Below are 24,626 nucleotides of genomic sequence, written 5' to 3'. Positions count from 1 at the left end.
GCCCGCTCGCACTAACGGCGCAACGCCCGCAACTCCGCCGCCGTCTCGTCGAGCTGCCGCTCCGCCCGTTCGGCCCGCGCCAGCAACTGCGCCCGCGCGTCCTCCACCGCGGCCAGGGTCTGCCGCACCGCCGCCACCTGCTCGGCGCCTTCCTGCCTGACCTGTCCGAGCCGCGAGTCGAGTTCGCTGCGGGACCGTTCGAGCTCGGCACGGGCGTCCGCGGCGGTCTGCTCGGCTCGTTCCGCCCGCACCACGGCCTGATCCCGGGCCTTCGCGGCGCGGCTGACGGTCTCGGCGGCCTCCTGACGTGCGGCTTCGATCTGGGCTGCGGCGTCGGCACGAGTCTGCTCGACGTGGGCTGCGGCAGCCTCGGTCTCGGCGCGTGCCTGCTCGGCCAACGCTTGAGCCGCGGCCTGGGCCTGCTCGATCTCGCGGGCAGCCTCGACGCGGGCCTGTTCGACCTCCTTCGCCGCCTGCCGCCGTGCCTGCTCGGCGTGCTTCACCGCATCGGCCCGCGCCTGCTCCGCCGCCTCCAACGCCAGGCGCACCTTCTCGTCCACCTCTGCCCGGATCTCCTCGATCACGGCCGCCGCCTGCACCCTCACCTCGGCGATCTGCGCCTCAGCCCGCTCGCCGGCCACCCGCGCGGCCTCCTGGGCCTCGTCCCGCTCGGTGAACGCGGCGTCCACGGCCTCGTCGGCTTCCTCCGCCGACCGGACAGCCTGCTCGGTCGTCTCCTCGGCCGCCTTGCGCGCCTGCTCCGCCTCGTGGCGCCGCCGTTCCGCGGCCGCCAACTCCGACTGGGCCTCAGCGACCCGGCGCGCGGCCTCGGCCTCCGCTGCCTGGATCTGGCTCTCCGCGACGCTCGGGTCCGCCATCGCGTTCAGCTCGCCGACCGCCCGGCCCAGCGTCTGCGTCATCTGCTCGGACAGCACCCGGAAACGGTCGAGGAGCTCTTCGGCCCTGATCTTGGCGGTACCGGAGACCCTGGGGAGATTCGTCACGGTGACGACCTCCAAGTTTTGCTCAGGGGCTTCCGCCAGCCGCTGTCGCTCCCTCCACGCCCGCCAGCGCGTGTGCTCGGGCAGGTCGCAGTACTCCGAGGGCCTGCCTGGGCCGCCACCTCGAAAAACGGGGCGCTCGCAGCCGGGGAAGTTACAGCTCGTCTCCACGCGGATATCGTAGCAGAATTACGTGTGTAATAACGTTGCCCAACGCAACGCTACCCAATTGGGCGGGACAAATCTGACCGCCGATAAGTGAACATTATCGGCGGTCAGAAATCTGAGCGGATCCGACAGAGATGGACAGGTGGGCCGTGTTGTCGATCATGGAGAATGAGCCGCACCGGCGTGGGGGGACACATGGGCATCGACTTCGACTACGAGTTCCACGTGCACCGGCGGGACGCCCGCCGCTTCCTGACCGCGGTCGCGGAGCTCTGCCACCCGCAGAAATCACGGTGGACGAACGTGGTCCTGCCCGACGGCACGTCGGTGAGGTTGCCAGGCACCCATGGCTTCACCAGCGGCAAAACAGTGGAGTTGCCCCTCGCCGGCCCGTCGGGGCAGAGTTTCGACCTGTCCCTCTGCTTTCCGGTGGACGAGCCGCTGCGGGCTTATCGCGATGAGCAGACGGATCCGGCCGGTGTGGACCGCACCTGGCCGGACGGCAGCAGCCGGGTCGTGGTGGGCTACATCTACCTCAGCATGAGCGACACCTTCGCGATCCTGCCGGATCACTGGAGGTTCGGGTTCATGCCGGCGGTCAACTCGCAGAGCCGGCTGTTCCTGATGTCACCATCGATCCGGGAGACCTTCGCGACGCTGGCACTGTCGACTGGTGCATCGCTGTGCCTGCTCGACAGTGAACTGGGCGGCCCCGAGATCATCGTGACGGCGCTGGGGCAGCGCGTCTCCACCCGGGTTCCCGGACCGTGCCTGCTGTGGAATCCCCGCGGGCACACCACTGAGGCGTTCGAGGAGTTGTCGTCCTGGCTGGCCGGACAGCCCCCGGACCCGCCGAAGTGGATCATCGGGCCGGAGCATCCGCAGTTCCCTGCCGTCATCGACAGCCTCGCCGGCTACGCGCGGGTGGCGCCGCACCTGTGGATCGGCCCGTGAAGGCTTCTGCTGCGGTGCTCCTTGCAGCGCAACGGGTTCTTCACGATTTCCGTCATCAGGCTCCGCGGACTGTTCGATAATGTGACGCATACCTGGACGGGGGTGTCGTGGCCGAGGTGTTCCTGAGCTACGCCACGCCGGACCAGGCACTGGCGCAGGAGGTTTTCTCCTGGCTGCGCGACGCCGGCCACGACGTCTTCTTCGACCGCGACCAGAACCGTGGCATCGAGCTCGGCGAGGACTGGAAACAGCGGCTGTACCGGGAGCTGCGGCGCGTCGACGCCGTCGTCTCACTGGTGACACCGCAGTACGTCGCCTCGACGTGGTGCACCGCCGAGGTGGCGATCGCCGACTCGCGCGGCTGCCGGATCCTCCCCCTGCGCTCGACGGACGCCGCCCATCCCCTGCTGGACCGCCAGCAGTACGCCGACCTCACGACGGACGCCGCCCGCGAATGGCTGCTCGTCGCCCTGCGCCGCATCGACACCGACGGCTTCCGCGAGTGGCGCGACGGCGAGAACCCCTACCCCGGCCTCGAACCGTTCACGCCGGAGCTCAGCGGGTTGTTCTTCGGCCGGGGCCGCGAGAGCCGAGCGCTGGCCGCGAAGGTGCGGGTCGACGACGGGCGTGGCGTGCTCGCGGTGACCGGGCCGTCCGGCTGCGGCAAGTCGTCGCTGGTCAGGGCCGGTCTGATTCCCGCGCTCACGGACTGGCTGTGCCTCGAACCCTGGACTCCCGGCGACGACCCGGTGTCCGCGCTGGCCCACTCGATCGTCGACACCGCCCGGCGCAACGGACTGCGGTGGAAGCTCGAGACCGTCCGCCGCCGGCTCAAGCGGGACGACGGCCTCAAGGAACTCGCCGAGGAGTTGCTGGCAGACAGCGACGGCCCGCGGCGGACCCGGTTGCTGGTGCCGATCGACCAGGGCGAGGAGCTCTTCACCCGCACCGACGCCGACCGCCGCGCGCGATTGGCCGGGCTCCTGCACAGCGCGCTCGGCGGCGGAGTCCGCGCGGTCATCACCCTGCGGTCGGAGTTCCTCGACGACCTGAGCGAACAGACCGAGCTGGCCGCGGACGTCGAGCCTTTTCTGCTCGGGCCGTTGCCGAGGGACATGCTGCGGCTCGCGATCGAGGAACCCGCCGCCGTCGCCGGGTTGCGGCCGGCACCGGAACTGGTCGCCCGCCTCGTCGCCGACACCGAGAGCGGTGAGGCGTTGCCGTTGCTGGCGTTCACGCTGCAGAGGCTCGCGCACGGCCGGTCCCGCGGCGACACGCTCAGCCTGAGCGACTACGACGACCTCGCGGCCCGGTCCGGCTACCGCGACCTCACCGGTCTGCACGCGGTGCTCGCCAGCCGGGCCGACCACGCCCTCGCCACCGCGGTCGAGCGCAGCACTCTGACCAGCGCGGACGTGCTCAGCGGGCTGCTGCGCCTGGTCACGCTCGACGACGCGGACCGGCGTTCGCGGCGCCGCGTGGAGGTCGGCCAGCTGACTGACGAGCTGGCGGCGGCGTTCTCCGTGTTCGTCGACGAACGACTGCTCACCAAGGACGGCGACGAGATCGGGCTCGCCCACGAAGCCCTGCTCACCGCCTGGCCGTCGCTGGACGAGCTGATCGAGGAGAAGGGGTCGGCACTGCGCGCGGCGCGCACGGTCGAACGTGCCGCCGCGGACTGGGTCGCCGCGAAACGGGCGGGTTCCCATCTGTGGGACGACGAACGCCTCGCGGGGCTGCCCAGAACACCCCTCAACCTCGATCAACGCGGACAGGAGTTCCTCGACACCAGCCGCGCCCAGGCCGACGCCACCCGGCGGCGAACCCGCAAGCGACGCGCCGCTGTCACGACCGCCATGGCGGTGCTGTCGGTCGCCGCCCTGATCGCCGCGGTGATCGCGGTGTGGCAGGCGGGCACGCTCAAGGACGAACGCGACGCCGCGACCGTGCGCAGTCTCGTCGCTCAGGCCGACGAGGCGCGGGACAGCGATCCGCGGCTGGCCCTGCAACTGGCTCTCGCCGCGGACCAGATCGGGTCGGGCAGCGAGGCGCTCGCGAGCCTGACCAGCACGGTCACCATGAACAACTACGCGGGCACGGCCGGCGGACACACCAGCGCGGTGCGTGCGGTGGCCTTCGGCAAGGACGGCCGGGTGATGGCCTCCGGTGACACCGCCGACCACGCCGTGCGGTTGTGGGACGTCAGCGATCCGGCGAAACCGAAGCAGCTGGGCGTGCCGTTGACCGACCACACGGGCTGGGTCGCCGCGATGGCGTTCAGCCCTGACGGCGCGACGCTGGCCACCGCGAGCTTCGCCGAGGTGATCCTGTGGGACGTGACCGACCCGGCCAAGCCGGTGAAACGGCACGTCCTGGAGGCGCAGCCGGGTGCGGGTTCGACTGTGCGCACTCCGGAGACCCTCGGTGTCGCGTTCGCCCAGGAGGGCCGGCTGCTCGCCGCCACGAACGGCAGCGCGCTCACCTTCTGGGTGATCGACCCGGCGGGACCACGCCGGCTCAGCACGCCGTTGCGCCACAACGGCGCGTTCAGCGACGTGGTGATCAGCCCGAACGGCCAGGTCGCGGCGAGCGCCACCAGCCAGTCCGAAATTGCCGTGCCGAACGCGGCCGCGGACGTGGTGCTGTGGGACATCCGTGATCCGGCCAACCCGGTCGAGCGAGGCCGGGTGCAGCCCGGCAAGGCGGTCACCGCGCTCGCCTTCGGCAAGGACGGCGCGACGCTGGCGGTGGCCGCGAACGCGCCCGGTGCCGTGCAGCTGCTGGACGTGCGTGATCCAGGCCTGCCCAGTCCGCTCACCGCGGCGCTGGGAGAACACGCCAACGTGATCAACGACGTCGCGTTCTCGCCGGACGGACTCACCATGATCACCGCGAGCGACGACGGCACGGCGATCATGTGGGACGTCAGCTCACCCGCCACCCCGCGGCGGATCGGCCGGCCGCTCACGGACCACCGCGGTGCCGTCAACGAGATCGCGTTCAGTCCGGACGGCACGACCTTCGCCACCGCGGGTGCCGACCGGACAGTGGTCCTGTGGCACACCCGTGACGTGTTGCGGCCGGTCAGGTTCGGTGAGCCGTTCCGGACTCACTACGTGGGCGTCCGGACCGCGGTGATCCAGCCGGGCAACCGTCTGTTGCTCACCGCGGTGAACGGTGGGCGAGCCCAGTTGGTGGACATCAGCGATCCGGCCAGGCCCGTGGCCGCCAGGACGCTCGGCGACACCCCGAACGCGGTCATCGCCGGACAGCCGGCGATGACCGTCGCGGCGGCGTTCAGCCCGGACGGGAAGGTGCTCGCCACCAGCGACAACCCGCCGGAACACGACACCGTCGTGCTGTGGAACGTCGCCGATCCCGACCACGTCACCCAGTACCCGAACAAGCTGACCGGCCACACCGGCCCGATCGTCGCGCTGGAGTTCAGCGCGGACGGCCGCACACTGCGCAGCGCGGGCAAGAAACCCGACCTGATGCGGTGGGACGTCAGCAATCCCAACGAACCCCGCGAGATCGGCCGGGGCCCGACGGACCGCGAGGACGTCCGGATCGCGGTCGCCTTCAGCCCCGACGGCCGGACCATCGTCACCGGCGGCGAACCAGGGGGTGCGCTCGTCCTGCGCGACATCAGCGACCTGAACGACGTGCGTGACCTCGGGAAGCTCGGCGACGACGGCGTGGCGGGCTTCGCGTTCGCCCCGAACGGCCAGGTGCTGGCGACCGCCGGCGACGAGGTCGCCCTGTGGGACCTCCGCGACCTGGCCGCACCGCGCCGGTTCGACGGTGTGGTGGACGCGGGCGATTCGACCCTGGCGGTCGCGTTCAGTCCGGACAGCCGGATCCTGGCCGTCAGCGGCCGGGGTGGCACGGTGTCGTTGTGGAACGTGGAGGATCCGGACCGGCCGCGGCCGATCGGGTCACCGCTGGCCGGGAGCGGCTCGCCGTTCTTGACGCTGGCGTTCAGCCCGGACGGCCGCATGCTGGTCTCGGGCGACAACGCCGGAGCGGTGACGCTGTGGGACTTCTCCCGGCTGCACGACGCGCGGGAGCACCTCGTCGAACTGGCCTGCGCACGTGCCGGGCGCGAGTTCGGCGTCGAGGAGTGGAACAACTACGTCGGCGCGGGTCAGCCGTACCGCACCGGCTGCTAGCGGACCAGGCGGACCTTGAAGTACTCGTACTCGCCGGGGTCGACGGTCTCGTTCTCGTTGAAGTCGATGACCGCGGTGACGAAGAGCGAGTCGACCTTCAGGTCGGGGCTCTCCTCGGCGCGTTTGAACAACACCTTCTCCTGGTCGTCGGAGTGCTTCTGCACCCGGCTCTCGGCGTAGTAGTTCTCCGAGTCGGCGTCCAGGAGCAGCGTCATCCGGCCGCTCCTCTGGTCCGGCATGCCCGTGCCCGGCCGCAGGTACTGGACGTCCATGAACTTCATGCCCGGCTCCAGCACGAAGATCGTGCGGTCGGTCCACGAGATCATCCGCAGCGCCAGGTCGGACTTGGCACGCTTGGGGAAGCGGACCTCGAACTCGCCGGTGCCGATCTGGGTCTCCACCTCGTCGCGGCCGTTCTCGGCACGGGTGCGCATCGGTGACTTCGCGTCGTTCACCCAGAACTCCAGGCCCAGTACAGGTGACTTGGACTGCTCGTCCTGAAACGCCTGGGGCGACTGGACTTCCGGCGAACCTGACGGCGGGGAGGCGCAGGCGGCGAGGACGGCCAAGGCGGCGAGAGACCAGGTCTTCGACACACTCGGGATCGTAGCCCTGGAGCCGCCTGGTTTGGTGCGAAACGGGGAAGTCGGAACGGTCGTGACCGGTGGCTGTGGAAAACTGCCGCCATGACGTCCGTTCCCGACCGGATCGCGGCCGACCTCGAGAAGGAGATCCTCGAGCAGCGGCTGGACTCCGGCGCGCGCTTCGCGTTGCGCACCGAGTTGATCGAACGGTTCGGGGTCAGCGCGAACGCCATGAACGAGGCGTTGCGCATCCTGCGGGAACGTGGCGTGGTCAACGTCAAGCCCGGTGTGCAGGGCGGCGTGTTCATCGCCCAGCCGCCGCCGCAGGTCCGGCTCGGGGTGATCGACCTGTGGTTCCGCGGGCTGCTGGTGGCAGGCTCCGAGGACTCCGACCTGGTCGGGTCCTGGATGTACTGCGGTGACCAGCCGCACGACATCGCGTTCGTGAAGGGCGCCAACGGAAAGCTGCACCACTTCGCCTACGAGATCGACGACTGGAGCGCCCTGCTGCGCGCGGGCGACGTCATGTCCATGGACGACGTACCCATCGACTTCGGCCCCGCCAGGCACGGCATCACCCGCGGCGGCACCATCTACTTCTTCGACCCTTCCGGCAACCGCAACGAGGTCTTCTCCGGCGGCTACCGCACCGGACCGGACTTCCGGCGCATCACCTGGACCATGGACCAGGCGGCCCGCGGCATCAACTACACCCACCGCGAGATCGACCAGGCGTTCCTGGAAGTGGTCACCTGAGCCGCTTCAGCCCAGGCGGCGTGACACCGGGAAGTCGAAGTAGGTGTCCGGGAACGGCTCGTCGTTCAGCGTGAAGTGCCACCACTCCTCTGGCAGGTTGCGGAACCCCGCCCGTCCCATCGCCGACTTCAGCAGCTGCCGGTTCTCCCGCGCCTGGCCCGTGACCCGCGGGTCGTCGGTGTGCGACAACGTGTCGAAGCAGTCGTAGCCGGTGGCCATGTCGACGGTGTTGTCCGGGAACCGTTGGGGCGCGGCACAGTCCACCAGCCGCTCCCCCGGCACGTACGGCCGCTGGTACCGCGCGGGCAGCCGCACGATCGTCAGGTCGAGCGTGGACCCGCGGCTGTGGCCGGACTTCTCCGCGATGTAGCCGTCCTCGAACAGCCGCGTCTTGTCGACCCGCGGGTAGAACTCGGGCTTCATCCGCTGGTCGGCGAGATCGCGGGCCCACCGCACGAAGTGGTCGACCGCGCGCTGCGGCCGGTAGCAGTCGTAGACCTTGAGCGTGTAGCCCTGCGCGAGCATCTCGCGCTGAACCTTGCGCAACGCGAGGGCCACGGGCCTGGTCAGGATGCACAGCGGCTGCCGGTAGCCGTCGACGCGGGTGCCCACGAAGTTGTGCGCGGTGTAGTAGCGGATGTCGTGCAGAATCGTCGGGGCGACGTCCTTGAGCACGACGAAACCGTTGGTGGCGTTGGCAGGCATCGCGAACGACAGGGTCAGCAGCACGGAGAGCAGCAGGGCGCGCATGGAGTTCATCCAAGCAGCGCAGGTGCCCGCGTTGAAGAGCCGAGACCGGTCAACGGAACAGGTCGCCGACCGTCCGCAGGGTGGCGAGCACCAACGCCCGCGTGACGGTGACGATCTCGCTCACGCGGACCTGTTCCTGCGGGCTGTGGGCGAGCCGGACGTCGCCGGGCCCGTACTGCAGCGTCGGGATGCCCGCCCCGGCGTACAGCCGCAGGTCGCTGCCGTACGGAGCGCCGCGCTCGGCAGGCCGCGCGCCGCCGGTGACGTCGGCGTGCGCGACGCCGACCACCTCCGCGAGCGGATGTCCCGCCGGGAGCCGCCCGCTCGCGAACTGGCCGCCCGGCCACGTCACGGCGGCGGGGTGCGAGCGCAGCCACGGGTCCGCCGCGCAGGCCTCGGCCACGCAGTCCTCCAGCTCGGCGCGGGCGCGGGCCGGGTCCTCTCCCAGTTGGACGCCCAGTCTTCCCTCGGCCACCAGGAGATCCGGCACGGTGCTGGCCCAGTCGCCTGCCTGCACGGTGCCGACGGACAGCGGGTACGGAACGGGGTAGTCCGACATGAGCGGGTCGGCGCCGGCGTTGCGGCGGGCCTCCAGCCTGGCGAGCGCGTGGTGGACGGGCAGGTAGGCGTCGATGGCGCTGACGCCCGCATACCTGGTGCTGCCGTGCGTCGCCTTGCCCGGCACCTCGATCCGGAAGGTGAGAGCGCCGGCGTTCGCGATCATCAACGCGCCACTGGTCGGTTCGGTGATGATGCAGGCGTCACCGGTGTGCCCGCGGGCGAGCGTGCCGAACGCGCCGAGCCCGCCGTCCTCCTCGCTGACGACGAAATGCGCCGACACCTGGCCGCGCAACGGTGCGCCGGCCGCGCGGATCGCGGCCAGTGCGGCGAGGATCGCCACCACACCGGCCTTCATGTCGCACGCGCCGCGGCCGTGCACCACGTCCCCGGCGACCCGCGGGCGGAACGGATCGCCCTCCCACCGCGCCAGGTCACCGGGAGGAACGACGTCGACGTGCCCCTGTAAAACCAAAGTCGGCCCGTCACCCCGCCGCCGGGTCCCGCCGACCAGGCCCCACGCCTCCGTGCGCGGGGCTTCACCGCCGGGGAACTCGGGATGTGCCCGCAGGCCGGGCAGGTCCATCGACCACAGGTCGACGTCGAGGTCCAGGCGCTCCAGCTGTCCGGCCAGGACGTGTTGCAGTTCGGACTCCGCGGCGCTGCCCGTCACGCTCGGCACCTCGAGGAGCTCCAGCAGAAGCCGCCCGATCGCCGCCTCGTCCACCGCGTCCAGCGCGGCCGCCTCCACATCTCTCATCGTCACAAGCCGGAGACTAGGTTCGGCCGGGCACTGCAAACAATTGTCATCTGTGGCGCGCTGTACTGGGTTTTTTGCAAATCAGGGCACCCGTTGGCGGTTCTTTGCGCGGCGACGCATGCTCGCAGGTATGGACGGCATCGACGAAGCGATCATCCAGTGCGTGCTGCGCAACGCCCGCGCCACCTACTCCGAGATCGGCAAGGCCGCCGGGTTGTCGGCGTCCGCCGCCAAGAGACGGCTGGACCGGCTGGTGTCGAGCGGCGCGATCCGCGGGTTCACCGCGATCGTGGACCCGCAGGCACTCGCGTGGCACACCGAGGCGTTCGTGGAGGTCTACTGCGCCGGCAACCCCACCCCGGCCGACCTGCGCAGGGCCCTCGACGACATCCCCGAGATCGTCGAAGCCTGCACCGTCTCCGGTGCCGCCGACGCGATGATCTACCTGCTCGCCCGCGACATCCCGCACCTGGAACAGGCCATCCAGCGCGTGCGGGCCACCGCGCCGGTCGAGCGGACCGAGAGCGCGATCGTGCTCTCCCGGCTGCTCTCCCGGCCGCGCCTGTGATCAATCGGCCAGCAGCATCCGCACCACCGTCGCGGTGTTGAGACCGGTGAGCGGGACGGCCTGGACGTACTCGGCGATGGCGGCCCGGTGCCGGAGTCGGGTGACGGTGGAGGGCAGCCGCGCGACGTGCCGGGCGTAGGCCTCGACGACCGCGCCGGCGGGTGGGTACCTCTGCAGGGTCATGCCCATGCCGCCGCACCAGGTCATGATCTCCAGCAACTGGCCTGTGTGGTCGATGAGCTCCTCGTCGACGTCGTCGGACGTGATCGCCGCGTGCAGATGGGCAGCTGTCGCGACCTCTCCAGCGAAGTAGCCGTTCAGGTAGTCGCCGTCGCATGCGTGCCGAAGCAACCACGGGCCACCGTGATGTCGTGTGCACAGCGCCTCGACGACGTAGACACGACCCCAACCGGCGGTGCGGTGACCGAGCCACGTCAACGCCTCGCCGCCGGACCGCCGCCGGAGCAGTGCGGCAGCGGCGAGCGGGGCGAAGTGGTTGGAGAGCAGCCCGATGGTCTGGATCAGCGGGACGTCGCGCTCGTCGTGGTCGGTCGCAAGCAGGCCCAGACCAACGACGACCGTGCCGCGGTCACGGCCGTGACGCACGAGCCATCGGCCGGTTCGCCGGACACGTGCACGGTCGGCACGCAGCGCCGCGGCGGTGATGTGGTCGTTGCGGTGAATCGGGACCTGGAGGTCGGCCAACTTCTCGGCGAGCTGCTCCAGCGACGCCTCGGAAGAGGCGAAGTACCAGTCGAGAACGGCCGCCGCGTCGGCGCCGGCGGTGCGAAGGTTCTGCGAACGGTCGCCGCGAGCGCGATACCGGGCGTCGTCCGGGTAGGGTGACCCGTCCCGGGGAAGAGGATCGTCGGGGAACTGACGGTGCAGCGCCAACGCGTGGTCGAACAGGGATCCGAGCGAACCTGGCTCGGGCGTCACGCTCATCGGCGGACGTGGGACTCGATTCTGTCGATCATGCGCACGAGGTTAGCCGACCGGCCACGCGCGCAGCAGCGAATCGAGCGCGTCGAGCGTGCGGATCCACGACGCCTCCACCCCGCGCGGGTGGCTGTGGAATGCCCCGGCGCGTTCCAGCGAGACGTAGCCGTGGAACGTGCTGTGCAGCAATCTCACGGCGTCGGTCTGGTCGGGTTCCCACAGGTCGTAGCCGCGCAGGATCGCGCGGGTCATCTCGGCGTGCTTGCCGGCGGCCGACGTCGCGGCGGTGTCCGGGTCCAGTGCCATCTGCATCGCGGCGTAGCGGCCGGGGTGGGCGAGCGCGTAGCTCCGGTAGGCGTTGGCGAACGCCACCAGCGCGTCCTTGCCCGAACGGCCGGCCAGCGCGTCGGAGACCTGGTCGGCGAGTTCGGCCAGTGCCAGGACGGCGAGGCGGACGCGCAGGTCGTGGGCGTTGCGGATGTGCGAGTAGAGCGAGGCGTCCTTCACGCCGAAGTGCCGGGCCAGCGCGGACACCGTCACGTTCTCGAAGCCGACCTCGTCGGCCAGCTCCGCCGCCGCCTGTGTCAGGCGGTCCGCCGTGAGCCCCGCGCGTGCCATGCGCCACCCTTCCTAGGGTCCATAATGATTTGCCTAGGACCTCTAGGTAAGCCTAGCGTCCCTGGGCATGAAGCCGCTGACGGAACACGACATCCGCGCGTCCTTCGTCAATTCCACCAAGGGCGAGGCGAAGCGCATGCACGTACCCAAGGACCTCGGGGATCGGCGCTGGGACGACCTCGACTTCCTGGGCTGGACCGACCCCGCCGCACCGGACCGTTCGTATCTGGTGATCGACGTCGAGGGACGGCTCGCCGGCATCGCGCTGCGGCGGGCCGCGCAGGCCGGGCGAGCGCGCAAGACGATGTGCTCGTGGTGCCTGACCACGCATTCCGGTGACGGGGTGTCGTTGATGACCGCGCGCAAGGCGGGCAAGTCCGGGCAGCTGGGCAACTCGGTCGGCGTCTACGTGTGCGCTGACCTGCAGTGTTCGCTGTACCTGCGCGGGAAGAAGAACGCGGGACCCGGCTCGCGTTTCCACGAGTCGATCACGCTCGACGAGCAGGTCGAGCGGATGGTCTCAGGGATCAGCGCGTTCCTCCACCGGGTGAACTCGTAGGATCCGCACGTGGTTGATCACCGGCACACCGCCTCGATGCTCGCCTCGCGCGGAGCGGCCGATCTGTCCGCCGCGGCGCCGGGTGAGGAGCGAGCCTGTCTGCTGCACGAACTCGTGCTCCGCGCCGTCGAGGTGCCTGGGATCGACCTCGGCGACCACCCACTGGCCTGGCTACCGCTCACGCGGTCAGAGCTGGAGGAGAACGTCGATCTGCCGGAGTACGACGAGAACGGCCACGGCGACTTCACCAGGCCCCAACGGATGCTTTGAAGCGCGGACTTTCGAGTTCGCCGAGCCCCTGGACGTCGACCTGCTCGCGAACGTGCTGCTGAGCCTCAGGCTGCAGTGCACGGACGGCGAGACCAGGAGGTTCTGGGTGACCGGCTCGACCGCGGCCGAGGCGTGGCGGGCGTTGTTCGCCGCGTCGTCGCTGGGAGGCGTGTGCAACACGGGTGCGCACGGCGCCTACGGCCGCCTCGCTGCCTGGCACTCCATGGCCGGGATCGTCGGGCTGGAGGAAACGGCGAGCGCCGCGGACGTGGAAGCCCGCGTGCTCGAGTGGAGCTGGTACCGGTTCGATCCCGAGACCGTCTGGTTCGAGGGCGTCGACTGGGACCTCGCGATCGTCGCGGTGTCGCCGGACCGCACGCGGTTGACCGTGCTGGCCGCGACGGACACCGACTAGGTCAGCTCACGGATCAGAGTTCGAGCACGAGCTCCGCTGTGCACGCACGAGCGCACGGCCACGGGTCGCCGCACTCGGTGCATCCGGTCGTCGCGGGCAGGTGCGTGTCGAGCACGTGCACCGCTTTGATCCGGTAGCGCTCCAGGTCGGACTCCCAGTTGTGGCGGGAGCCGGCGGTCGCACTGGTCATTTTTCATCAGTCCTCGGGTTGAGATGTAGAACACAGCATGCACCCGGGACCGCCGGATTGGGCGGCAATTTCGCGATTCCCGACGATGGGCGGGTCGCGGCGCTCATCCCGCCCACGCAGCCGCGTGTCCATCAGCGACCGAACGACATTCGGGTGCAATCGGCGAATCATGGCCGGATCGCGCGGCATCATGAGCACATGGACATCCCAGCGTCGGTGGCCGCGGCCGCACGTGGCGACCAGGCCGCGTGGGACGCGCTGGTCAGACAGTTCAACGGTCTGCTCTGGTCGATCGCCCGCGCCTACCGCCTCGGCGACGCCGACGCGGCCGACGCCGTCCAGTGCACGTGGATCAAGCTGGTCGAGCACCTGGACCGCATCACCGAACCGGAACGCCTCGCCGGCTGGCTCGCCACCACGGCACGGCACGAGTGCCTGCAGTTGCTGCGGCGCGCCGGACGTCTGCCGGAACCGGCGGAGGAGATCGCCGACTCCCCCGACCCGGCCCCCGAGGTCGACCACGAACTCCTCGTCGGCGAACGCAACGCCGCGCTGTGGCGGGTCTTCGAGCGGCTCCCGGACCGCTGCCGGCAGTTGCTGCGCGTGCTGATGGCCTCGCCGCCGCCTGCTTATGCCGAAGTCGCCCTCGCGCTGGACATGCCGGTCGGCAGCATCGGGCCGATCCGCCAGCGCTGCCTCGGCCGGTTGAAAGCGCTGGTCAGGGGCAATGAGCTGTTGGAGGGACGGTCATGAACGACGACGACTTCCTCGACCTGCTGCGCGCCGCGGCCGACGAGTTCGACCCGGTCCCGGCGGGCGTGATGCGCGACGCGAGCGCCGCGTTGGCGTTGCGCGCCCTCGACGCCGAACTCGCCGCGCTGGTCGAGTCCGAGGCCCTGGTGCGCGGCGACGGACCGGTGACGCTCGCCTTCGAGTCCGTGCGGGTCACGGTCAATCTGGAGATCGACGACGACGTCGTGCGCGGGCTGGTCACCGGCGCCGAGGGTGAGGCGGTGGTGGAGACACCGCGCTCACGCCGTGCGGTGCCGATCGCGGACGGCCGGTTCACCGCCACCGAGATCCCTCCCGGGATGGTCCGGATCCGGGTGACGGCGGCCGACGGAACCCCTGTCGTCACGCAGTGGGCCCACGGCTGACCTCGATCGTCACCGCCTGACCAGGAGCGGCTGGAGATCGGCCCGCAGGTGGTCGAGTGCGCTGCGGTAGAGCTGTGGACCGACCGACACGCGCGCGACACCGGCCGCACGGAGATCGTCCAGCGATCCTCCCTTGAGCGGCAGTCCGGCGTTCACCGGAGCGCCGGCCTCGGCGACGAGCACGCGGAGGTCCTGCGGCCCGGCCGCCGGCACGAACACGCAGTCGGCGCCCGCCGACCAGTACGCGCCGGCCCTGCCGATGGCGTCGGCCAGTCGCTGGTCGCCTCGGTGCGGCGAGGCCGGGAAGTAGGAGTCGACGCGGGCGTTGATGACCAGCGGCACCCCGATCCGGTTCGCGGCCGCCCGCATCTGCGCGAGATAGGCGGCGCGCACGTCGACGTCGACCAGGCCGCCGTTCGCGTGGTCGGTGTCCTCGATGTTGCAGCCGACGGCTCCGATGCCGACGAGCAACTCGGTCAGCTCAGCCGGAGCCAGCCCGTACCCGGCCTCGGCGTCGACCGTGACCGGGACGTCGACCGACGCCGCGATCCGCGCGGCGACGAACATCATCTCGTCGCGCGGGGCACCCTCGCCGTCGTCGTGGCCGAGCGCCGCGGCGATCGCGTTGCTCGCGGTCGCGATCACCGGGAACCCCGCCTCGACGACGGCGCGGGCGCTGCCGACGTCCCAGACGTTCGGCAGCACGAGCGGGTCGCCGGGGACGTGCAGCGAACGGAGGAGATCGGCCTTCGCGGCCTGATCGGACATCGTGCTCTCCTGTCCATCGGTCGTGGTCACCACGGGTCGGGCAGGCCCTTTCCGGTGGTGATCAGGCTGTGCAGGCCGGCGTTGACGTAGTGCAGCCAGGCCGTGGAGCACGCGCCGTAGCACTCGACGTCCGGCACCAGGCCGACGTGGGTGAACCTCAGTTCGGTGCCTCCGGCGGCGGGGACGATGTCGAACACGATCTCGCTGCCGGTCCATTCAGCCGGCTCCGAGACGAACGACAGATGGCTGTCGACGACCCGCCAGGCCACGCGGCGGCCCGGCTCGAGCTCGGTCACGCGCTGCCGGCTGTAGTGCTGCGGAGGATGCCGGTAGGTGAACTCGGCGCCCAGCTCGTCGGTGGGCCCCTCCATCTCGCCCGTCCACCACGCGCGGACGTCCAGGACAGCGGAGAAGACCTCGTCCGGTGACTGCTCGACCATGTATGAGGTGGAGTAGCCGCGCTCGGTGCGCGGCGCCTGTGTCGTCATGAGTGACCCGGTCCTGTCTCTCGATCCGCTCTTTCCCGCTGGATCCGCTCGGCGATGCGCTTGATCCGCTGCAGCCGGGCGTCCCAGGTCGAGCCGACCGCGGCGAGCTGGGCGACCGCACGGGCGAGCTGGACCTCGTCCACCTCGTAGCGGCGCTCGCGGCCCGCGGCCTGCGCATGCACCAGCCCGACGCGGTCCAGCACACCGAGGTGCTTGGCGACCGCCTGGCGGGTGACGGGCAGCCGCTCGCTGAGCGTGGTCGCCGTACCGCCCCCGTCGCTCAGCAGCAGGTCGAGCATCCGCCGCCGGGTCGGGTCACCGACCGCGGACCAGAGGTCGTCGTCGATCGCGGTGCTCACGGCCGCGCGACCAGGCTGTTGGCACGTGCGACGAGGCGCGGCAGGAAGTGGTCCCAGCCCTGGACGTGCTCGGCGTAGGCCTTCTCCAGCACGGCGGCCTCCCACCCGCGCTCGCGGAATCCGGACTCCGTGAAGCGCAGCAACGTGCCGTCGCCGGACGGAACCAGGTCGATGGTGACGAGCAGCGAGTTGTCCGGTGCGGCGGACTCGCCCTTGTCGTAGACCCAGCGGAACGCGAACCGGCGGGGCGGGTCCGCCTCGACGACGGTCAGCTGCTCGACCTTCGCGTCCGGCGACGCCGGATCACCGAAGACGATCCGGCCGGTACCACCGGGCACCGGATCGAGCTCGGCGTCGTCCGGCCACCACTCGCGCAGGTGCTCGGGAGAGCTGACCACCTCGTAGACCACCTCCGGGGTGGCGTCGATGCGCAGCTCCCGTTCGATGCTTCCGTACTCCACGTGCTCCTCCTCGGCTCAAATGCAACCATAGGTTGCACGTCAACCTATCCGGCGCGTCGCGCAAGCGCAACTTTTAGTTGCGCGAACCGGAGGGCGTGTATTTGAGCGCCGAGGACGCCCTCTCCCCTGGTACCAGGGAATTCAGAGGGGGAACGACACGTGGTCTGCTTCATCCTGCCCGCCCATTTGCTGATCGAGCTCGCGGAAACCGGCAGCGTCGACATCCGCGACACCATCCCGACGCTGCTCGCCTCGGCCGCCCTGCGCGCCCAGCGCGACACGCTCACCGAGGCCATCCAGTTCCTCGACCTCAACGCGGCCCAGCTACGCGGCCCGGCCGCCGAGTTCAAGGCCGTCCACGACGTCCAGGGCGGCGACGAACGCACCCTGCCCGGCGTCCTGCTCCGCAAGGAAGGCGACGGCGCCTCGAACGACCCCGCCGTCAACCACGCCTTCGACAACGCCGACAAGACCTACGACTTCTACCGCGACGTCCTCGGCCGCCACAGTGTCGACGGCAACGGCCTCAAGCTCGTGTCGTCGGTGCACTTCGGCCGCGGCTTCGACAACGCCTTCTGGGACGGCACCCAGATGGTCTACGGCGACGGCAGCGGCAAGGTCTTCCAGCCCGGCGCGCTCGCCCGCGACATCTCCGTGGTGGGACACGAGATCACGCACGGCGTCGTGCAGTACACAGCGGGCCTGCGCTACCGCAAGCAGTCCGGCGCGCTGAACGAGTCCATGGCCGACGTCTTCGGCTCGCTGGTCAAGCAACACGCGCTCGGCCACACCGCCGACCAGGCCGACTGGCTGATCGGCGCGGGCATCCTCGGCACGCAGCTGCAGGGCGTCGCGCTGAGGTCGATGAAGAACCCAGGCACCGCCCACCAGCTCGACCGCCAGCCCGGCCACATGCGCTCCTACGTCGACCTGCCCGACGACGGCAACCCGCGCAACGACAACGGCGGCGTGCACATCAACTCCGGCATCCCCAACAAGGCCTTCCACCTCACCGCGACCCGGCTGGGCGGCAACGCCTGGGACCGGGCGGGCAAGGTCTGGTACGACGCGCTCACCACCAAGCTCCGCGTCAACTCGCACTTCGCCGAGGCGGCTGCCGCGACCGTGGCATCGGCTCAGGCGCTGTTCGGGACCGAAGTGGCGAACGTCGTGCGGGCGTCCTGGAACGACGTCGGCGTCAGCCAGTAGGTGAGACGTCGCCGAGCTCGGCGTGGATCGTGTCGTGGGTGATCGGCTGACCGCAGTGGTGGCAGACCAGGTCGACCTCGACCGGCTCGCCGCAGGAGTGCCGGCGAACGAGCACGGGGCTGTCCACCGCCCACCTGTCGCCCCACTGGGTGAGGGCGAGCATCACCGGGAACAGCTCCCGCCCGGCCTCGGTGAGGTGGTACTCGTGGCGCGGCGGATGATCGCTGTAGGGCCGGCGTTCGACGACCCCGGCGGCCTCCAGCTTGCGCAGCCGGTCGGCAAGCAGGTCGCGGGACGCGCCCGTGTAACCGGCGATGCGGGCGAAGCGGTGCACGCCGTAGCCGATCTCCCGGAGAGCCAGCAGCGACCATCGCTCGCCGAGGACGTCCAGCGCAGCTGCGAGTGAGCACGGACGGACCCCCAGGGGCAGGTCGGCCATGCGGACGCCGGGCCGCGGTTCGGGATCGGTCATCACCCCAGCCTAGTCCAGTGTGTTGTGTTTTCCAACCGACTGCTCTACTGTCACCGCCAGTCGGTTGGAAAACGCAACACACTTGCCATGAGGTGCGGACGGCCATGTCGATGATCAGCAACACCCGATCCGGGATCAGCGTCCCCGGAACGGACAGCCACTTCCTCGAGGCGACCGAACCGGGCCACCAGGGCCGGCTGCGCTACCTCACCGGCGGCAGCGGCGCGCCTCTGGTCCTGCTGCACACCGTGCGCACCCAGGCCGAGCACTTCCGCCACCTCATCCCGCTGGTGCAGCAGCGGTACACCGTGTACGCGCTGGACCTGCCGGGAATGGGCCATTCGCAGATCGTGCCCGGCGCGTCCTATGACGAACCCGCCATGCGCGCCGCCGTCACCCGGCTCATCACCCAGCTCGACCTGCACGACGTGACCCTGCTCGGCGAGTCGATGGGGGCCGTGCTCTCCCTCACCGCGGCGGCCGACCTCCCCGACCGCGTCCGACGGGTCGTGGCGGTGAACGCCTACGACTTCGCCGGCGGCATCGCCAGGTCCAGCCTCCTGGCCCGACTGATCATCAGCGGCGTCATCGCCCCTGGCGTGGGTCCGCTGCTCGCCCGGCTGGAACCCGAGGACGTCATGCGCGCCATCCTGTCCGGCGGCCTCGTCGACACCTCCGCACTGCGCGAGGACTACCTGGACGAACTCCTCGCCGTCGGCCGCCACCCCGGCTACTCGACCGTCGCCCGTGGCGTCTACCGCAACCTGCCCAGCCTCATCGCGGCCCGCGCCCGCTACCCCGAGGTCAAGGCACCGGTCCACCTCATCTACGGGGAGAAGGACTGGTCCCGGCCCTCGGACCGGCAGGCCAACCGGGAACTGCTGCCCGGCGCCGAGTTCACCCAGGTGCCGAACGCCGGCCACTTCATCGCCCTGGAACGGCCGGACGTGCCGGCCGGCCTGCTGGACGCGGTCGCATGACCGCCAAACTTCCGGCGAAGCTGGCATCTCACCCGTCGGTGCAGGCCGTGCTCGCCAGGCAGGCGGTGAGCCCGCCTGAGGTGATCGACGCGGCCTGGCTGCGCGAACTGTGCCTCGCGGCGGGCGCGGACGACGCCGCGGTGGTCAGCCTGGACCACGCCGACCTGGCCGGCGAGCGCGAGCACGTGCTGGGCGCGTTGCCCGGCACCCGCTCCCTGATCGCGATGGTGTTCCGGATGAACCGCGACAACTGCCGCTCCCCCGCTCGCAGCGTCGCGAATCAGGAGTTCCACCAGACCGACGAGCACGCCAACCACGCCGCCCGCACCGTCACCCAGGCCTTGCAGGACGCCGGCTACCGCGCGCTCAACCCGTCAGTCGGCTTCCCTCAGGAGATGGACCGCTATCCCGGGCGGATCTGGGTGGTCGCGCACAAGACCGTCGCGGTGGCCGCCGGACTCGGCGTCATGGGCCTGCACCGCAACGTCATCCACCCGAAGTTCGGCAGCTTCGTGCTCCTGGCCACTGTGCTGGTTGACGCGGAGGTGAGCGCCTACGGCCAGGCGCTGGACTACAACCCGTGCATCGACTGCAAGTTGTGCGTCGCCGCCTGCCCGATCGGCGCCATCCGCAAAGACGGGTCGTTCGACGCGCTGGGCTGTGCCACGCACAACTACCGCGAGTTCATGAGCGGGTTCACCGACTGGGTGCAGACCGTGGCCGACAGCCAGGACGCCGCCGACTACCGCTCCAGGGTCACCGACTCCGAAAGCGCCTCCATGTGGCAGAGCCTCGCCTCCCCGCCGGGCTACAAGTCCGGCTACTGCCTGGCCGTCTGTCCCGCCGGCGAGGACGTGCTGGGCCCGTACCTCGACGATCGCAAGACCTTCATGGACACCGTGTTGCGGCCGCTGCAGGAGAAGACGGAGACCCTCTACGTCCTGCCGGGCTCACCCGCGCAGGCACACGCCCAACGCCGCTTCCCCCACAAACCCACCAAGGAGGTCACCGGCGGCTGGCAGCCCCCGGCGAAACGCCCCGAGTCGTCCTGACCTGTGTCCCGTGAGGGCTCATGGCGTTCCTCGCGTTGCCGCACGCATGAACGACGTTCGCTACGTCGCCCGCCTCTCAGTCGGCGTCGATGCCGCAGCTGTCACCGTCGAAGTCGGTGTCGCCGCGAGAGCGCCGGCTACTGCTCCGCGACTCCTCGGAAAGCCCGACGATCCCGCCCAGGAGGCTCGCTGCCCCGACGGTGAACAACATCCCGACCACTGCGTTGTCGAGTACATCGGGCTTGGCCTCGAAACGGCCCAAGGTGCTGACATGGCCGGTCAGGTACAGCACGGCGTAGATCGTGAGGCCGGCACCGAACAGAACCGCGGCCACGCGCCCCACCACTTTCCCGATGTGCCCCGACTGCTGGGCGGGTAATGCGGGCGTTGGCGGTGGCGGTGAGTTGATCACATGAGTGCCGTCGGGTCCGGCGACCGAGTTGGCCTGAGCCTTCGAGCGCATTTCCTCGCGCCATTGCGTGGATGCGTCGAAACGAGCGGCAGCGAATGCGGAGGGGCCATCAGGGAGCGCTGCACTCGTGAGGTTCGCGCCGCGCAGGTCGGCGGCTGTGAGGGTGGACTCCCGCAGGTTGGCTCCGATGAGACTGGTGCCGACCAGGCTGGCGTTGCGCAGGGTGCAGGAGGTGAGCACCGCGCCGTCGAGGTTGGCTCCGTCCAGAACCGCGCCGTCGAAGGTGCCGCCGCTGATGTTGACGTGGGACAGATCAGCCCCGGTGAGGTCGGCACCGGCGAAGCTGGTCGCAGCGAACTGACCACGCTTGAGATCAAGCCCGGAAAGGTTGGCGCCGCTGAGGTTGGCTCCGTCGAAGATCGGCGCTCCGAGCCAGGCCCCGCGAAGGTCCGCACCGGAGAAGTCGGTGTTGGAAAGCTGGACCTCGCCCTCGCCCCACCAGTTGACCTTGCGAAGGTCCGCGCCACGGAGGTCGGCGCCGTGCAGATCTACTCCATCCAGGTTGTCGAACGACGGAAACGTGACTCCGCGAAGGTCGGCACCGGGGACGAGCCGGCTGCGGAAGTCATCGGCCTCCTCCATCGGTCAATTGTGGCACCGGCGGCTGGCGAGGTGTTCCCGCAGACGGACGTGCCGGAACTGGTAGGAAGGCCCGTTCGCCCGCAGGACACCACGTTGGCGTGCGTCGTCGAGGAACGTCATGAGCCGCCACGGGACTTCCGCTCTCAGCGCCAGCCATGTCTTGGCCACCAGGTACGACATCCACGCCGTGCGGCCCGCGGCGCCGACGCATCCCGCGACGACCGCGAACAGCAAAGGCACGACGGAACAGCTGTCGCTGCACAGCAACACCGCGAAACCCGCTGCCGCGAGAGCGAGCCACAGAACGCACAGTCTGCGGTCCTCGCGCAGCAGGATCCGGCTGTCGAGCAGCGTGACGCCACGCGGGCGGAACCTCTCCGCGACCACCATGCCGCCGATCCACGTCAGGACGCCGGCACCCACCGCAGCCGAGAGTTCGACGGCGAACAGCACTGTGTTGCCGAAGACGAAGACTGCCGTGTGGTAGGCGACTGGCGTGATGACGAACGCCGCGATCCACGTGATCGTGCGGAACAGGTGGTGCGGATTCGGTCGTGTCACGGTCGGCCGCGCTGGGGCGATCGGCCTGGTACGTGAGGTGATCGCGACGAAGCTGACCGCCGCGGCCACCAGCGCCGGCCAGAAACTCGGCCGCCCGTACAGGATCGGCGTGCACCCGACCGCCAGCACCGCGAGGCTCACCACGGCGCCGGTGGCCCAGCGTGGTGTGGCCAGCGCCAGGTGCCACCACGCGAACTCCTGTCCCGGCCACTTCGCGAGGAACGCCAGCCAGCGCACCACGTCCTCGATCGGCCAGCGGGAGGACCGGCGCCGCGGCCGATACATGTCGACGACGTCAACACGTGGCCCGTAAACCGTTGGCATGTAAGCGTTCAGCAGATGCTGCTCGATCGCCGCGCGCGTCGGAAACGCCAGCAGCTCGCGAGGTTCCGTGCGCGGTGACGCATAAGCGGTGCGTGCGAGATACACCATCAGCGGACTCGACAACACCTCCGCGACGTCGTCGAACGGCTCCGCGACCAGCACCTCGGTGACCGGCCGCCACCGCACGTCGAGACTGGTCTCGGCGATGTGCGCGGCCACGGCATCCGCACGCACCGGCGCGAGTTGCACCACCGCCGCACCGCTGAGGAAGGTCCCGAACTGCGCCACCGCCGCGTGGTACTCGTCGGTGCGGCACGTCACCACGACCGGACGGATCCCGGACGCCCTGTTCACGCCGTCCAGCGCGGGCGCGTGCAGGTGCACCGGCAGTTCGTCCAGTCCGTCCACCACGATCATCACTCGACCGTCGGCCACCAGCCGGGCGGTGTCCTGACCGCCCAGCGCCGGGTAGTCCTCGGTGAGCCGCCGGATCGCCCAGACGTCGAAGTGCTCGGCGGTGGGATCCCACGACGCCGCGGCCAGCAGGATCGGCACCGGCTCGCCGAGGCGCGGACTCTCCAGCAACTCCAGCGTCAGCAGCAGCGCCGCGACCGTCTTGCCCGCGCCGGGCTCACCGAGCACGACGAGCTGACGGCGGGAGAGCCCGCGGAACATCGAGGCGATCTGCCGCACGTCTCCCCTGACGGGCTCCTGCCGGCTGTCGGCCGTGCTCCAGAACCGGACCTGCAGCGGCGCCGGCTGCCGCAACGACCGGTTCTCCGCTTCGGTCGTCCACTGCCTGCGCACAGCGGTCGCGAGCTCGTGGGCCGCAAGGTCGAGCGGAGTACCGCCGGGCGCGTGCAGGTGCACATCGCCGTGGATGTCGCCTGCCTGCACGACCGGAGCACGCACCTGATCGGAGTACAGCGCGTTGCGCACTTCGTTCGGCTCCACACGGCCATCCTGCCGTAGAGCTGTAGCGGCCGTGGCCGATCCATGATCCGATGCCCTCGGGGGGCGCAAACCGCGTATCTGAGGGGAATCAAGATGAAGTCACTGGGGATGCTGCTCGCGCCTGTCGCGGCAGCGGTGTTGATGGCAACGGGCATCGCGAGCGCTCAGGCTTCCGAGATCGGCGTGCAGCACGCACCGTGCGGCACGAACGGATCGTTCAGCGACGGTTTCACCTGGACCGGCGGCGCGGCCGGAGCGCGCATCCGCACCGGGTCGTCGACGGGGTGCACCGGACGCGGTTCGATCCAGCCGTCGCACCGGTTGACCTTCTACTGCAAGACGCGGGGGAACGACGGCTACGACTGGACCTACCTGCACAACGTCACGACCAACGTCAAAGGCTGGACCCGCAACAACCTGCTGCCGGACGGCGGCAGCCACATCGAGTGTGCGTTCTAGCTCGACTTGACCAAGCGCAGTAGCTGAGTCCACTGGTGGGCCGTGAGAGGAAGCCGAACGGACGGCGCCTTGCTGTCCCGGACGCCGACGCCACGGCCCACTTCCACGCAGTTGCCATCGCTGCTGTAGCTACTCTTCCGCCAGCTGGTCATGACGAGACTCCTCACCGATGATGTCGGTGATCAGCTTCCTGGATTGCGCCTCATCCAACGCCGTCCGTTTCAGCGACTCCAACACCGTGTCGTAGAGGCCAACGGAAGGCTGATCCTCCAGAAACACGTTAGCCCCCTCGCTCTCCACGTAGACGAGGGGCGGGATCTTCTTGAACTTCAACAGGTCGAAGTCACCAGCGAGGCCTGCGTGTGGCCCGAACGCCGTGGGGATCAACCTCATCACGAGGTAGGGCCGCACTGAAAGCCGCAGCAGATGGTGAAGCTGCTCAGCCATGACCTCGGGGCCGCCGACCGGTAGGCGGATCGCGTTTTCGTGCATGAAGATCGTGACGGTCCGAGATCCGTCGAGCACCGCTTTCTGCCGTGCGATGCGAGTTTCGACGTAAGTCTGAAGGTCGTCCTTGCCGACCTTGGCCAGCGCCTCGCCGACATGCCGGGCGTACTCGGCAACTTGAAGCAGACCGTGCACGACGTTCATCGACCAGCCGGTGATGTCCGAGGCGATCTTCTCGTGCTCGCGGAGTGTGCGCGCTCGGTCCGTCATGCCGGACTTGGTGGGCTGCAACCAATCCCGGACGTTCGTCTCGCGGTGCAGGGCCATCAGATGGTCGAACTCGTCAGGCGGCGTGCGCAGCAAACCCAGCAGCTTGGCCAGGTCGACGTCCGAGACGCCTTCCTTGCCGTTGACGAGCTCCGAGACCTTGGCCTCCTGCCAGCCCAGCAACTCGGCGGCGGCGCGGTTGGTGAGGTTGGCCGCCCGCAGCAGCGCCCGTATCGCGTCGCCGAACTCGCGGCCGCGCACCGTGGATCTCCGCAATGGCATGCGGGGACGGTAGAACCGGTGATCCGTTTGGCTCCACCCATTCGCCGCAGATCAACCTGAAAGCATGCTG

29 protein-coding genes are annotated in these 24,626 nt (G+C 69.9%); 13 read left to right on the top strand and 16 right to left on the bottom strand.

Annotated features, from left to right (window positions below; all coding sequences use genetic code 11):
* Positions 1-11: 11 nt before the first annotated feature.
* Positions 12-1,004: a hypothetical protein gene (locus tag SK803_RS09360; RefSeq protein ID WP_319965427.1), complete on the bottom strand. Its 993-nt coding sequence runs from the start codon at positions 1,002-1,004 to the stop codon at positions 12-14.
* Between the two features lie 360 nt (positions 1,005-1,364).
* Here SK803_RS09360 and SK803_RS09355 point away from each other — a divergent pair, with 360 nt between their 5' ends.
* The gene (locus SK803_RS09355; protein WP_319965426.1) at positions 1,365-2,123 is read left to right on the top strand and encodes a hypothetical protein; all 759 of its coding nucleotides are present in this window, start codon (positions 1,365-1,367) and stop codon (positions 2,121-2,123) included.
* A gap of 107 nt (positions 2,124-2,230) precedes the next feature.
* Complete coding sequence (locus SK803_RS09350; protein ID WP_319965425.1) at positions 2,231-6,295, top strand: nSTAND1 domain-containing NTPase; 4,065 nt, start codon at positions 2,231-2,233, stop codon at positions 6,293-6,295.
* Here SK803_RS09350 and SK803_RS09345 read toward each other — a convergent pair.
* On the bottom strand, positions 6,292-6,891 hold the full coding sequence (locus tag SK803_RS09345) for a hypothetical protein (protein WP_319965424.1): 600 nt from the start codon (positions 6,889-6,891) through the stop codon (positions 6,292-6,294). The genes SK803_RS09350 and SK803_RS09345 overlap by 4 nt on opposite strands.
* 90 nt (positions 6,892-6,981) lie before the next feature.
* Between SK803_RS09345 and SK803_RS09340 the strand changes: the two genes are divergently transcribed.
* Positions 6,982-7,635, top strand: coding sequence for a VOC family protein (locus SK803_RS09340; protein ID WP_319965423.1), 654 nt, complete (start codon positions 6,982-6,984; stop codon positions 7,633-7,635).
* Positions 7,636-7,641: 6 nt separating this feature from the next.
* Here the strand turns inward: SK803_RS09340 and SK803_RS09335 are convergent, their stop codons facing one another.
* Both SK803_RS09335 and SK803_RS09330 read right to left on the bottom strand, forming a co-directional pair.
* Positions 7,642-8,385, bottom strand: a complete 744-nt coding sequence (locus tag SK803_RS09335; RefSeq protein ID WP_406601512.1) for a M15 family metallopeptidase — start codon at positions 8,383-8,385, stop codon at positions 7,642-7,644.
* A gap of 49 nt (positions 8,386-8,434) precedes the next feature.
* On the bottom strand, positions 8,435-9,703 hold the full coding sequence (locus tag SK803_RS09330; protein ID WP_319965607.1) for an ArgE/DapE family deacylase: 1,269 nt from the start codon (positions 9,701-9,703) through the stop codon (positions 8,435-8,437).
* Positions 9,704-9,833: 130 nt separating this feature from the next.
* On the opposite strand from SK803_RS09330, the gene SK803_RS09325 reads away from it, so the two are divergent.
* A complete protein-coding gene (locus SK803_RS09325; protein WP_319965421.1) occupies positions 9,834-10,271 on the top strand; it encodes an Lrp/AsnC family transcriptional regulator in 438 nt (145 codons plus the stop codon).
* Here the strand turns inward: SK803_RS09325 and SK803_RS09320 are convergent, their stop codons facing one another.
* Positions 10,272-11,216 (bottom strand): hypothetical protein, encoded by a 945-nt coding sequence (locus tag SK803_RS09320; RefSeq protein WP_319965420.1) that lies wholly within the window; start codon positions 11,214-11,216, stop codon positions 10,272-10,274.
* Positions 11,217-11,258: 42 nt separating this feature from the next.
* A complete protein-coding gene (locus SK803_RS09315) occupies positions 11,259-11,828 on the bottom strand; it encodes a TetR/AcrR family transcriptional regulator (RefSeq protein WP_319965419.1) in 570 nt (189 codons plus the stop codon).
* A 67-nt stretch (positions 11,829-11,895) separates the two neighbouring features.
* On the opposite strand from SK803_RS09315, the gene SK803_RS09310 reads away from it, so the two are divergent.
* Genes SK803_RS09310 through SK803_RS09300 form a run of 3 tightly spaced genes read left to right on the top strand, consistent with a single transcriptional unit; the run spans position 11,896 to position 13,072 of the window.
* Positions 11,896-12,387, top strand: a complete 492-nt coding sequence (locus tag SK803_RS09310) for an FBP domain-containing protein (protein WP_319965418.1) — start codon at positions 11,896-11,898, stop codon at positions 12,385-12,387.
* A 9-nt stretch (positions 12,388-12,396) separates the two neighbouring features.
* Complete coding sequence (locus tag SK803_RS09305) at positions 12,397-12,657, top strand: DUF6183 family protein (RefSeq protein ID WP_319965417.1); 261 nt, start codon at positions 12,397-12,399, stop codon at positions 12,655-12,657.
* Positions 12,596-13,072, top strand: a complete 477-nt coding sequence (locus tag SK803_RS09300; protein ID WP_319965606.1) for a DUF6183 family protein — start codon at positions 12,596-12,598, stop codon at positions 13,070-13,072. The genes SK803_RS09305 and SK803_RS09300 overlap by 62 nt, the downstream gene beginning before the upstream one ends.
* A gap of 13 nt (positions 13,073-13,085) precedes the next feature.
* Here SK803_RS09300 and SK803_RS09295 read toward each other — a convergent pair whose 3' ends face one another.
* A complete protein-coding gene (locus tag SK803_RS09295) occupies positions 13,086-13,262 on the bottom strand; it encodes a hypothetical protein (protein ID WP_319965416.1) in 177 nt (58 codons plus the stop codon).
* Between the two features lie 198 nt (positions 13,263-13,460).
* Between SK803_RS09295 and SK803_RS09290 the strand changes: the two genes are divergently transcribed.
* Both SK803_RS09290 and SK803_RS09285 read left to right on the top strand, forming a co-directional pair.
* Positions 13,461-14,015: a sigma-70 family RNA polymerase sigma factor gene (locus SK803_RS09290; protein ID WP_319965415.1), complete on the top strand. Its 555-nt coding sequence runs from the start codon at positions 13,461-13,463 to the stop codon at positions 14,013-14,015.
* A complete protein-coding gene (locus SK803_RS09285; protein WP_319965414.1) occupies positions 14,012-14,419 on the top strand; it encodes a hypothetical protein in 408 nt (135 codons plus the stop codon). Before SK803_RS09290 ends, SK803_RS09285 begins: the two co-directional genes overlap by 4 nt.
* A 9-nt stretch (positions 14,420-14,428) precedes the next feature.
* Here SK803_RS09285 and SK803_RS09280 read toward each other — a convergent pair whose 3' ends face one another.
* From SK803_RS09280 to SK803_RS09265, 4 genes are read right to left on the bottom strand one after another with little or no spacing between them, the layout of a single operon-like run.
* Complete coding sequence (locus SK803_RS09280; protein ID WP_319965413.1) at positions 14,429-15,187, bottom strand: isocitrate lyase/PEP mutase family protein; 759 nt, start codon at positions 15,185-15,187, stop codon at positions 14,429-14,431.
* A 26-nt stretch (positions 15,188-15,213) separates the two neighbouring features.
* Positions 15,214-15,675, bottom strand: coding sequence for an SRPBCC family protein (locus SK803_RS09275; RefSeq protein WP_319965412.1), 462 nt, complete (start codon positions 15,673-15,675; stop codon positions 15,214-15,216).
* Complete coding sequence (locus tag SK803_RS09270) at positions 15,672-16,034, bottom strand: ArsR/SmtB family transcription factor (protein WP_319965411.1); 363 nt, start codon at positions 16,032-16,034, stop codon at positions 15,672-15,674. Before SK803_RS09270 ends, SK803_RS09275 begins: the two co-directional genes overlap by 4 nt.
* A complete protein-coding gene (locus SK803_RS09265) occupies positions 16,031-16,495 on the bottom strand; it encodes an SRPBCC domain-containing protein (RefSeq protein ID WP_319965410.1) in 465 nt (154 codons plus the stop codon). Before SK803_RS09265 ends, SK803_RS09270 begins: the two co-directional genes overlap by 4 nt.
* Positions 16,496-16,654: 159 nt before the next feature.
* On the opposite strand from SK803_RS09265, the gene SK803_RS09260 reads away from it, so the two are divergent.
* Positions 16,655-17,704, top strand: coding sequence for a M4 family metallopeptidase (locus SK803_RS09260; RefSeq protein WP_319965409.1), 1,050 nt, complete (start codon positions 16,655-16,657; stop codon positions 17,702-17,704).
* Here SK803_RS09260 and SK803_RS09255 read toward each other — a convergent pair.
* A complete protein-coding gene (locus tag SK803_RS09255; protein WP_319965408.1) occupies positions 17,694-18,176 on the bottom strand; it encodes a winged helix-turn-helix transcriptional regulator in 483 nt (160 codons plus the stop codon). The genes SK803_RS09260 and SK803_RS09255 overlap by 11 nt on opposite strands.
* Before the next feature lie 104 nt (positions 18,177-18,280).
* Here SK803_RS09255 and SK803_RS09250 point away from each other — a divergent pair, with 104 nt between their 5' ends.
* Both SK803_RS09250 and SK803_RS09245 read left to right on the top strand, forming a co-directional pair.
* A complete protein-coding gene (locus tag SK803_RS09250; RefSeq protein WP_319965407.1) occupies positions 18,281-19,156 on the top strand; it encodes an alpha/beta fold hydrolase in 876 nt (291 codons plus the stop codon).
* Positions 19,153-20,208, top strand: coding sequence for a 4Fe-4S binding protein (locus tag SK803_RS09245; RefSeq protein WP_319965406.1), 1,056 nt, complete (start codon positions 19,153-19,155; stop codon positions 20,206-20,208). Before SK803_RS09250 ends, SK803_RS09245 begins: the two co-directional genes overlap by 4 nt.
* A 76-nt stretch (positions 20,209-20,284) precedes the next feature.
* Here SK803_RS09245 and SK803_RS09240 read toward each other — a convergent pair whose 3' ends face one another.
* Both SK803_RS09240 and SK803_RS09235 read right to left on the bottom strand, forming a co-directional pair.
* Positions 20,285-21,262, bottom strand: a complete 978-nt coding sequence (locus SK803_RS09240; RefSeq protein WP_319965405.1) for a pentapeptide repeat-containing protein — start codon at positions 21,260-21,262, stop codon at positions 20,285-20,287.
* 3 nt (positions 21,263-21,265) lie between these two features.
* Positions 21,266-23,101 carry a hypothetical protein gene (locus SK803_RS09235; protein WP_319965404.1) on the bottom strand — a complete coding sequence of 612 codons (1,836 nt, stop codon included), beginning with the start codon at positions 23,099-23,101 and terminating at the stop codon, positions 21,266-21,268.
* Between the two features lie 93 nt (positions 23,102-23,194).
* Here SK803_RS09235 and SK803_RS09230 point away from each other — a divergent pair, with 93 nt between their 5' ends.
* Positions 23,195-23,560 (top strand): hypothetical protein, encoded by a 366-nt coding sequence (locus SK803_RS09230; RefSeq protein WP_319965403.1) that lies wholly within the window; start codon positions 23,195-23,197, stop codon positions 23,558-23,560.
* On the opposite strand, the gene SK803_RS09225 is transcribed toward SK803_RS09230, so the two are convergent.
* Complete coding sequence (locus tag SK803_RS09225) at positions 23,557-23,712, bottom strand: DUF397 domain-containing protein (protein WP_319965402.1); 156 nt, start codon at positions 23,710-23,712, stop codon at positions 23,557-23,559. The two genes, SK803_RS09230 and SK803_RS09225, sit on opposite strands and share 4 nt — an antisense overlap.
* Positions 23,690-24,556, bottom strand: a complete 867-nt coding sequence (locus SK803_RS09220) for a helix-turn-helix domain-containing protein (RefSeq protein ID WP_319965400.1) — start codon at positions 24,554-24,556, stop codon at positions 23,690-23,692. Before SK803_RS09220 ends, SK803_RS09225 begins: the two co-directional genes overlap by 23 nt.
* Positions 24,557-24,626 lie beyond the last annotated feature (70 nt).

The sequence above is a fragment of the Lentzea miocenica genome, from assembly GCF_033949945.1.
Classification (GTDB): Bacteria; Actinomycetota; Actinomycetes; order Mycobacteriales; family Pseudonocardiaceae; genus Lentzea; species Lentzea miocenica.
Note: the sequence above shows the minus strand (reverse complement) of the source record. Positions and strands in the feature narration are given on the sequence as shown.

Excerpts from the sequence above, each read along its gene's own strand:
- SK803_RS09355 (WP_319965426.1), top strand. The coding sequence starts at position 1,365 with ATGGGCATCGACTTCGACTACGAGTTCCACGTGCACCGGCGGGACGCC.
- SK803_RS09340 (WP_319965423.1), top strand. The coding sequence starts at position 6,982 with ATGACGTCCGTTCCCGACCGGATCGCGGCCGACCTCGAGAAGGAGATC.
- SK803_RS09335 (WP_406601512.1), bottom strand. The coding sequence starts at position 8,385 with ATGCGCGCCCTGCTGCTCTCCGTGCTGCTGACCCTGTCGTTCGCGATG.
- SK803_RS09330 (WP_319965607.1), bottom strand. The coding sequence starts at position 9,703 with ATGAGAGATGTGGAGGCGGCCGCGCTGGACGCGGTGGACGAGGCGGCG.
- SK803_RS09325 (WP_319965421.1), top strand. The coding sequence starts at position 9,834 with ATGGACGGCATCGACGAAGCGATCATCCAGTGCGTGCTGCGCAACGCC.
- SK803_RS09320 (WP_319965420.1), bottom strand. The coding sequence starts at position 11,216 with ATGAGCGTGACGCCCGAGCCAGGTTCGCTCGGATCCCTGTTCGACCAC.
- SK803_RS09315 (WP_319965419.1), bottom strand. The coding sequence starts at position 11,828 with ATGGCACGCGCGGGGCTCACGGCGGACCGCCTGACACAGGCGGCGGCG.
- SK803_RS09310 (WP_319965418.1), top strand. The coding sequence starts at position 11,896 with ATGAAGCCGCTGACGGAACACGACATCCGCGCGTCCTTCGTCAATTCC.
- SK803_RS09295 (WP_319965416.1), bottom strand. The coding sequence starts at position 13,262 with ATGACCAGTGCGACCGCCGGCTCCCGCCACAACTGGGAGTCCGACCTG.
- SK803_RS09290 (WP_319965415.1), top strand. The coding sequence starts at position 13,461 with ATGGACATCCCAGCGTCGGTGGCCGCGGCCGCACGTGGCGACCAGGCC.
- SK803_RS09285 (WP_319965414.1), top strand. The coding sequence starts at position 14,012 with ATGAACGACGACGACTTCCTCGACCTGCTGCGCGCCGCGGCCGACGAG.
- SK803_RS09280 (WP_319965413.1), bottom strand. The coding sequence starts at position 15,187 with ATGTCCGATCAGGCCGCGAAGGCCGATCTCCTCCGTTCGCTGCACGTC.
- SK803_RS09275 (WP_319965412.1), bottom strand. The coding sequence starts at position 15,675 with ATGACGACACAGGCGCCGCGCACCGAGCGCGGCTACTCCACCTCATAC.
- SK803_RS09255 (WP_319965408.1), bottom strand. The coding sequence starts at position 18,176 with ATGACCGATCCCGAACCGCGGCCCGGCGTCCGCATGGCCGACCTGCCC.
- SK803_RS09250 (WP_319965407.1), top strand. The coding sequence starts at position 18,281 with ATGTCGATGATCAGCAACACCCGATCCGGGATCAGCGTCCCCGGAACG.
- SK803_RS09245 (WP_319965406.1), top strand. The coding sequence starts at position 19,153 with ATGACCGCCAAACTTCCGGCGAAGCTGGCATCTCACCCGTCGGTGCAG.
- SK803_RS09240 (WP_319965405.1), bottom strand. The coding sequence starts at position 21,262 with ATGGAGGAGGCCGATGACTTCCGCAGCCGGCTCGTCCCCGGTGCCGAC.
- SK803_RS09230 (WP_319965403.1), top strand. The coding sequence starts at position 23,195 with ATGAAGTCACTGGGGATGCTGCTCGCGCCTGTCGCGGCAGCGGTGTTG.
- SK803_RS09225 (WP_319965402.1), bottom strand. The coding sequence starts at position 23,712 with ATGACCAGCTGGCGGAAGAGTAGCTACAGCAGCGATGGCAACTGCGTG.
- SK803_RS09220 (WP_319965400.1), bottom strand. The coding sequence starts at position 24,556 with ATGCCATTGCGGAGATCCACGGTGCGCGGCCGCGAGTTCGGCGACGCG.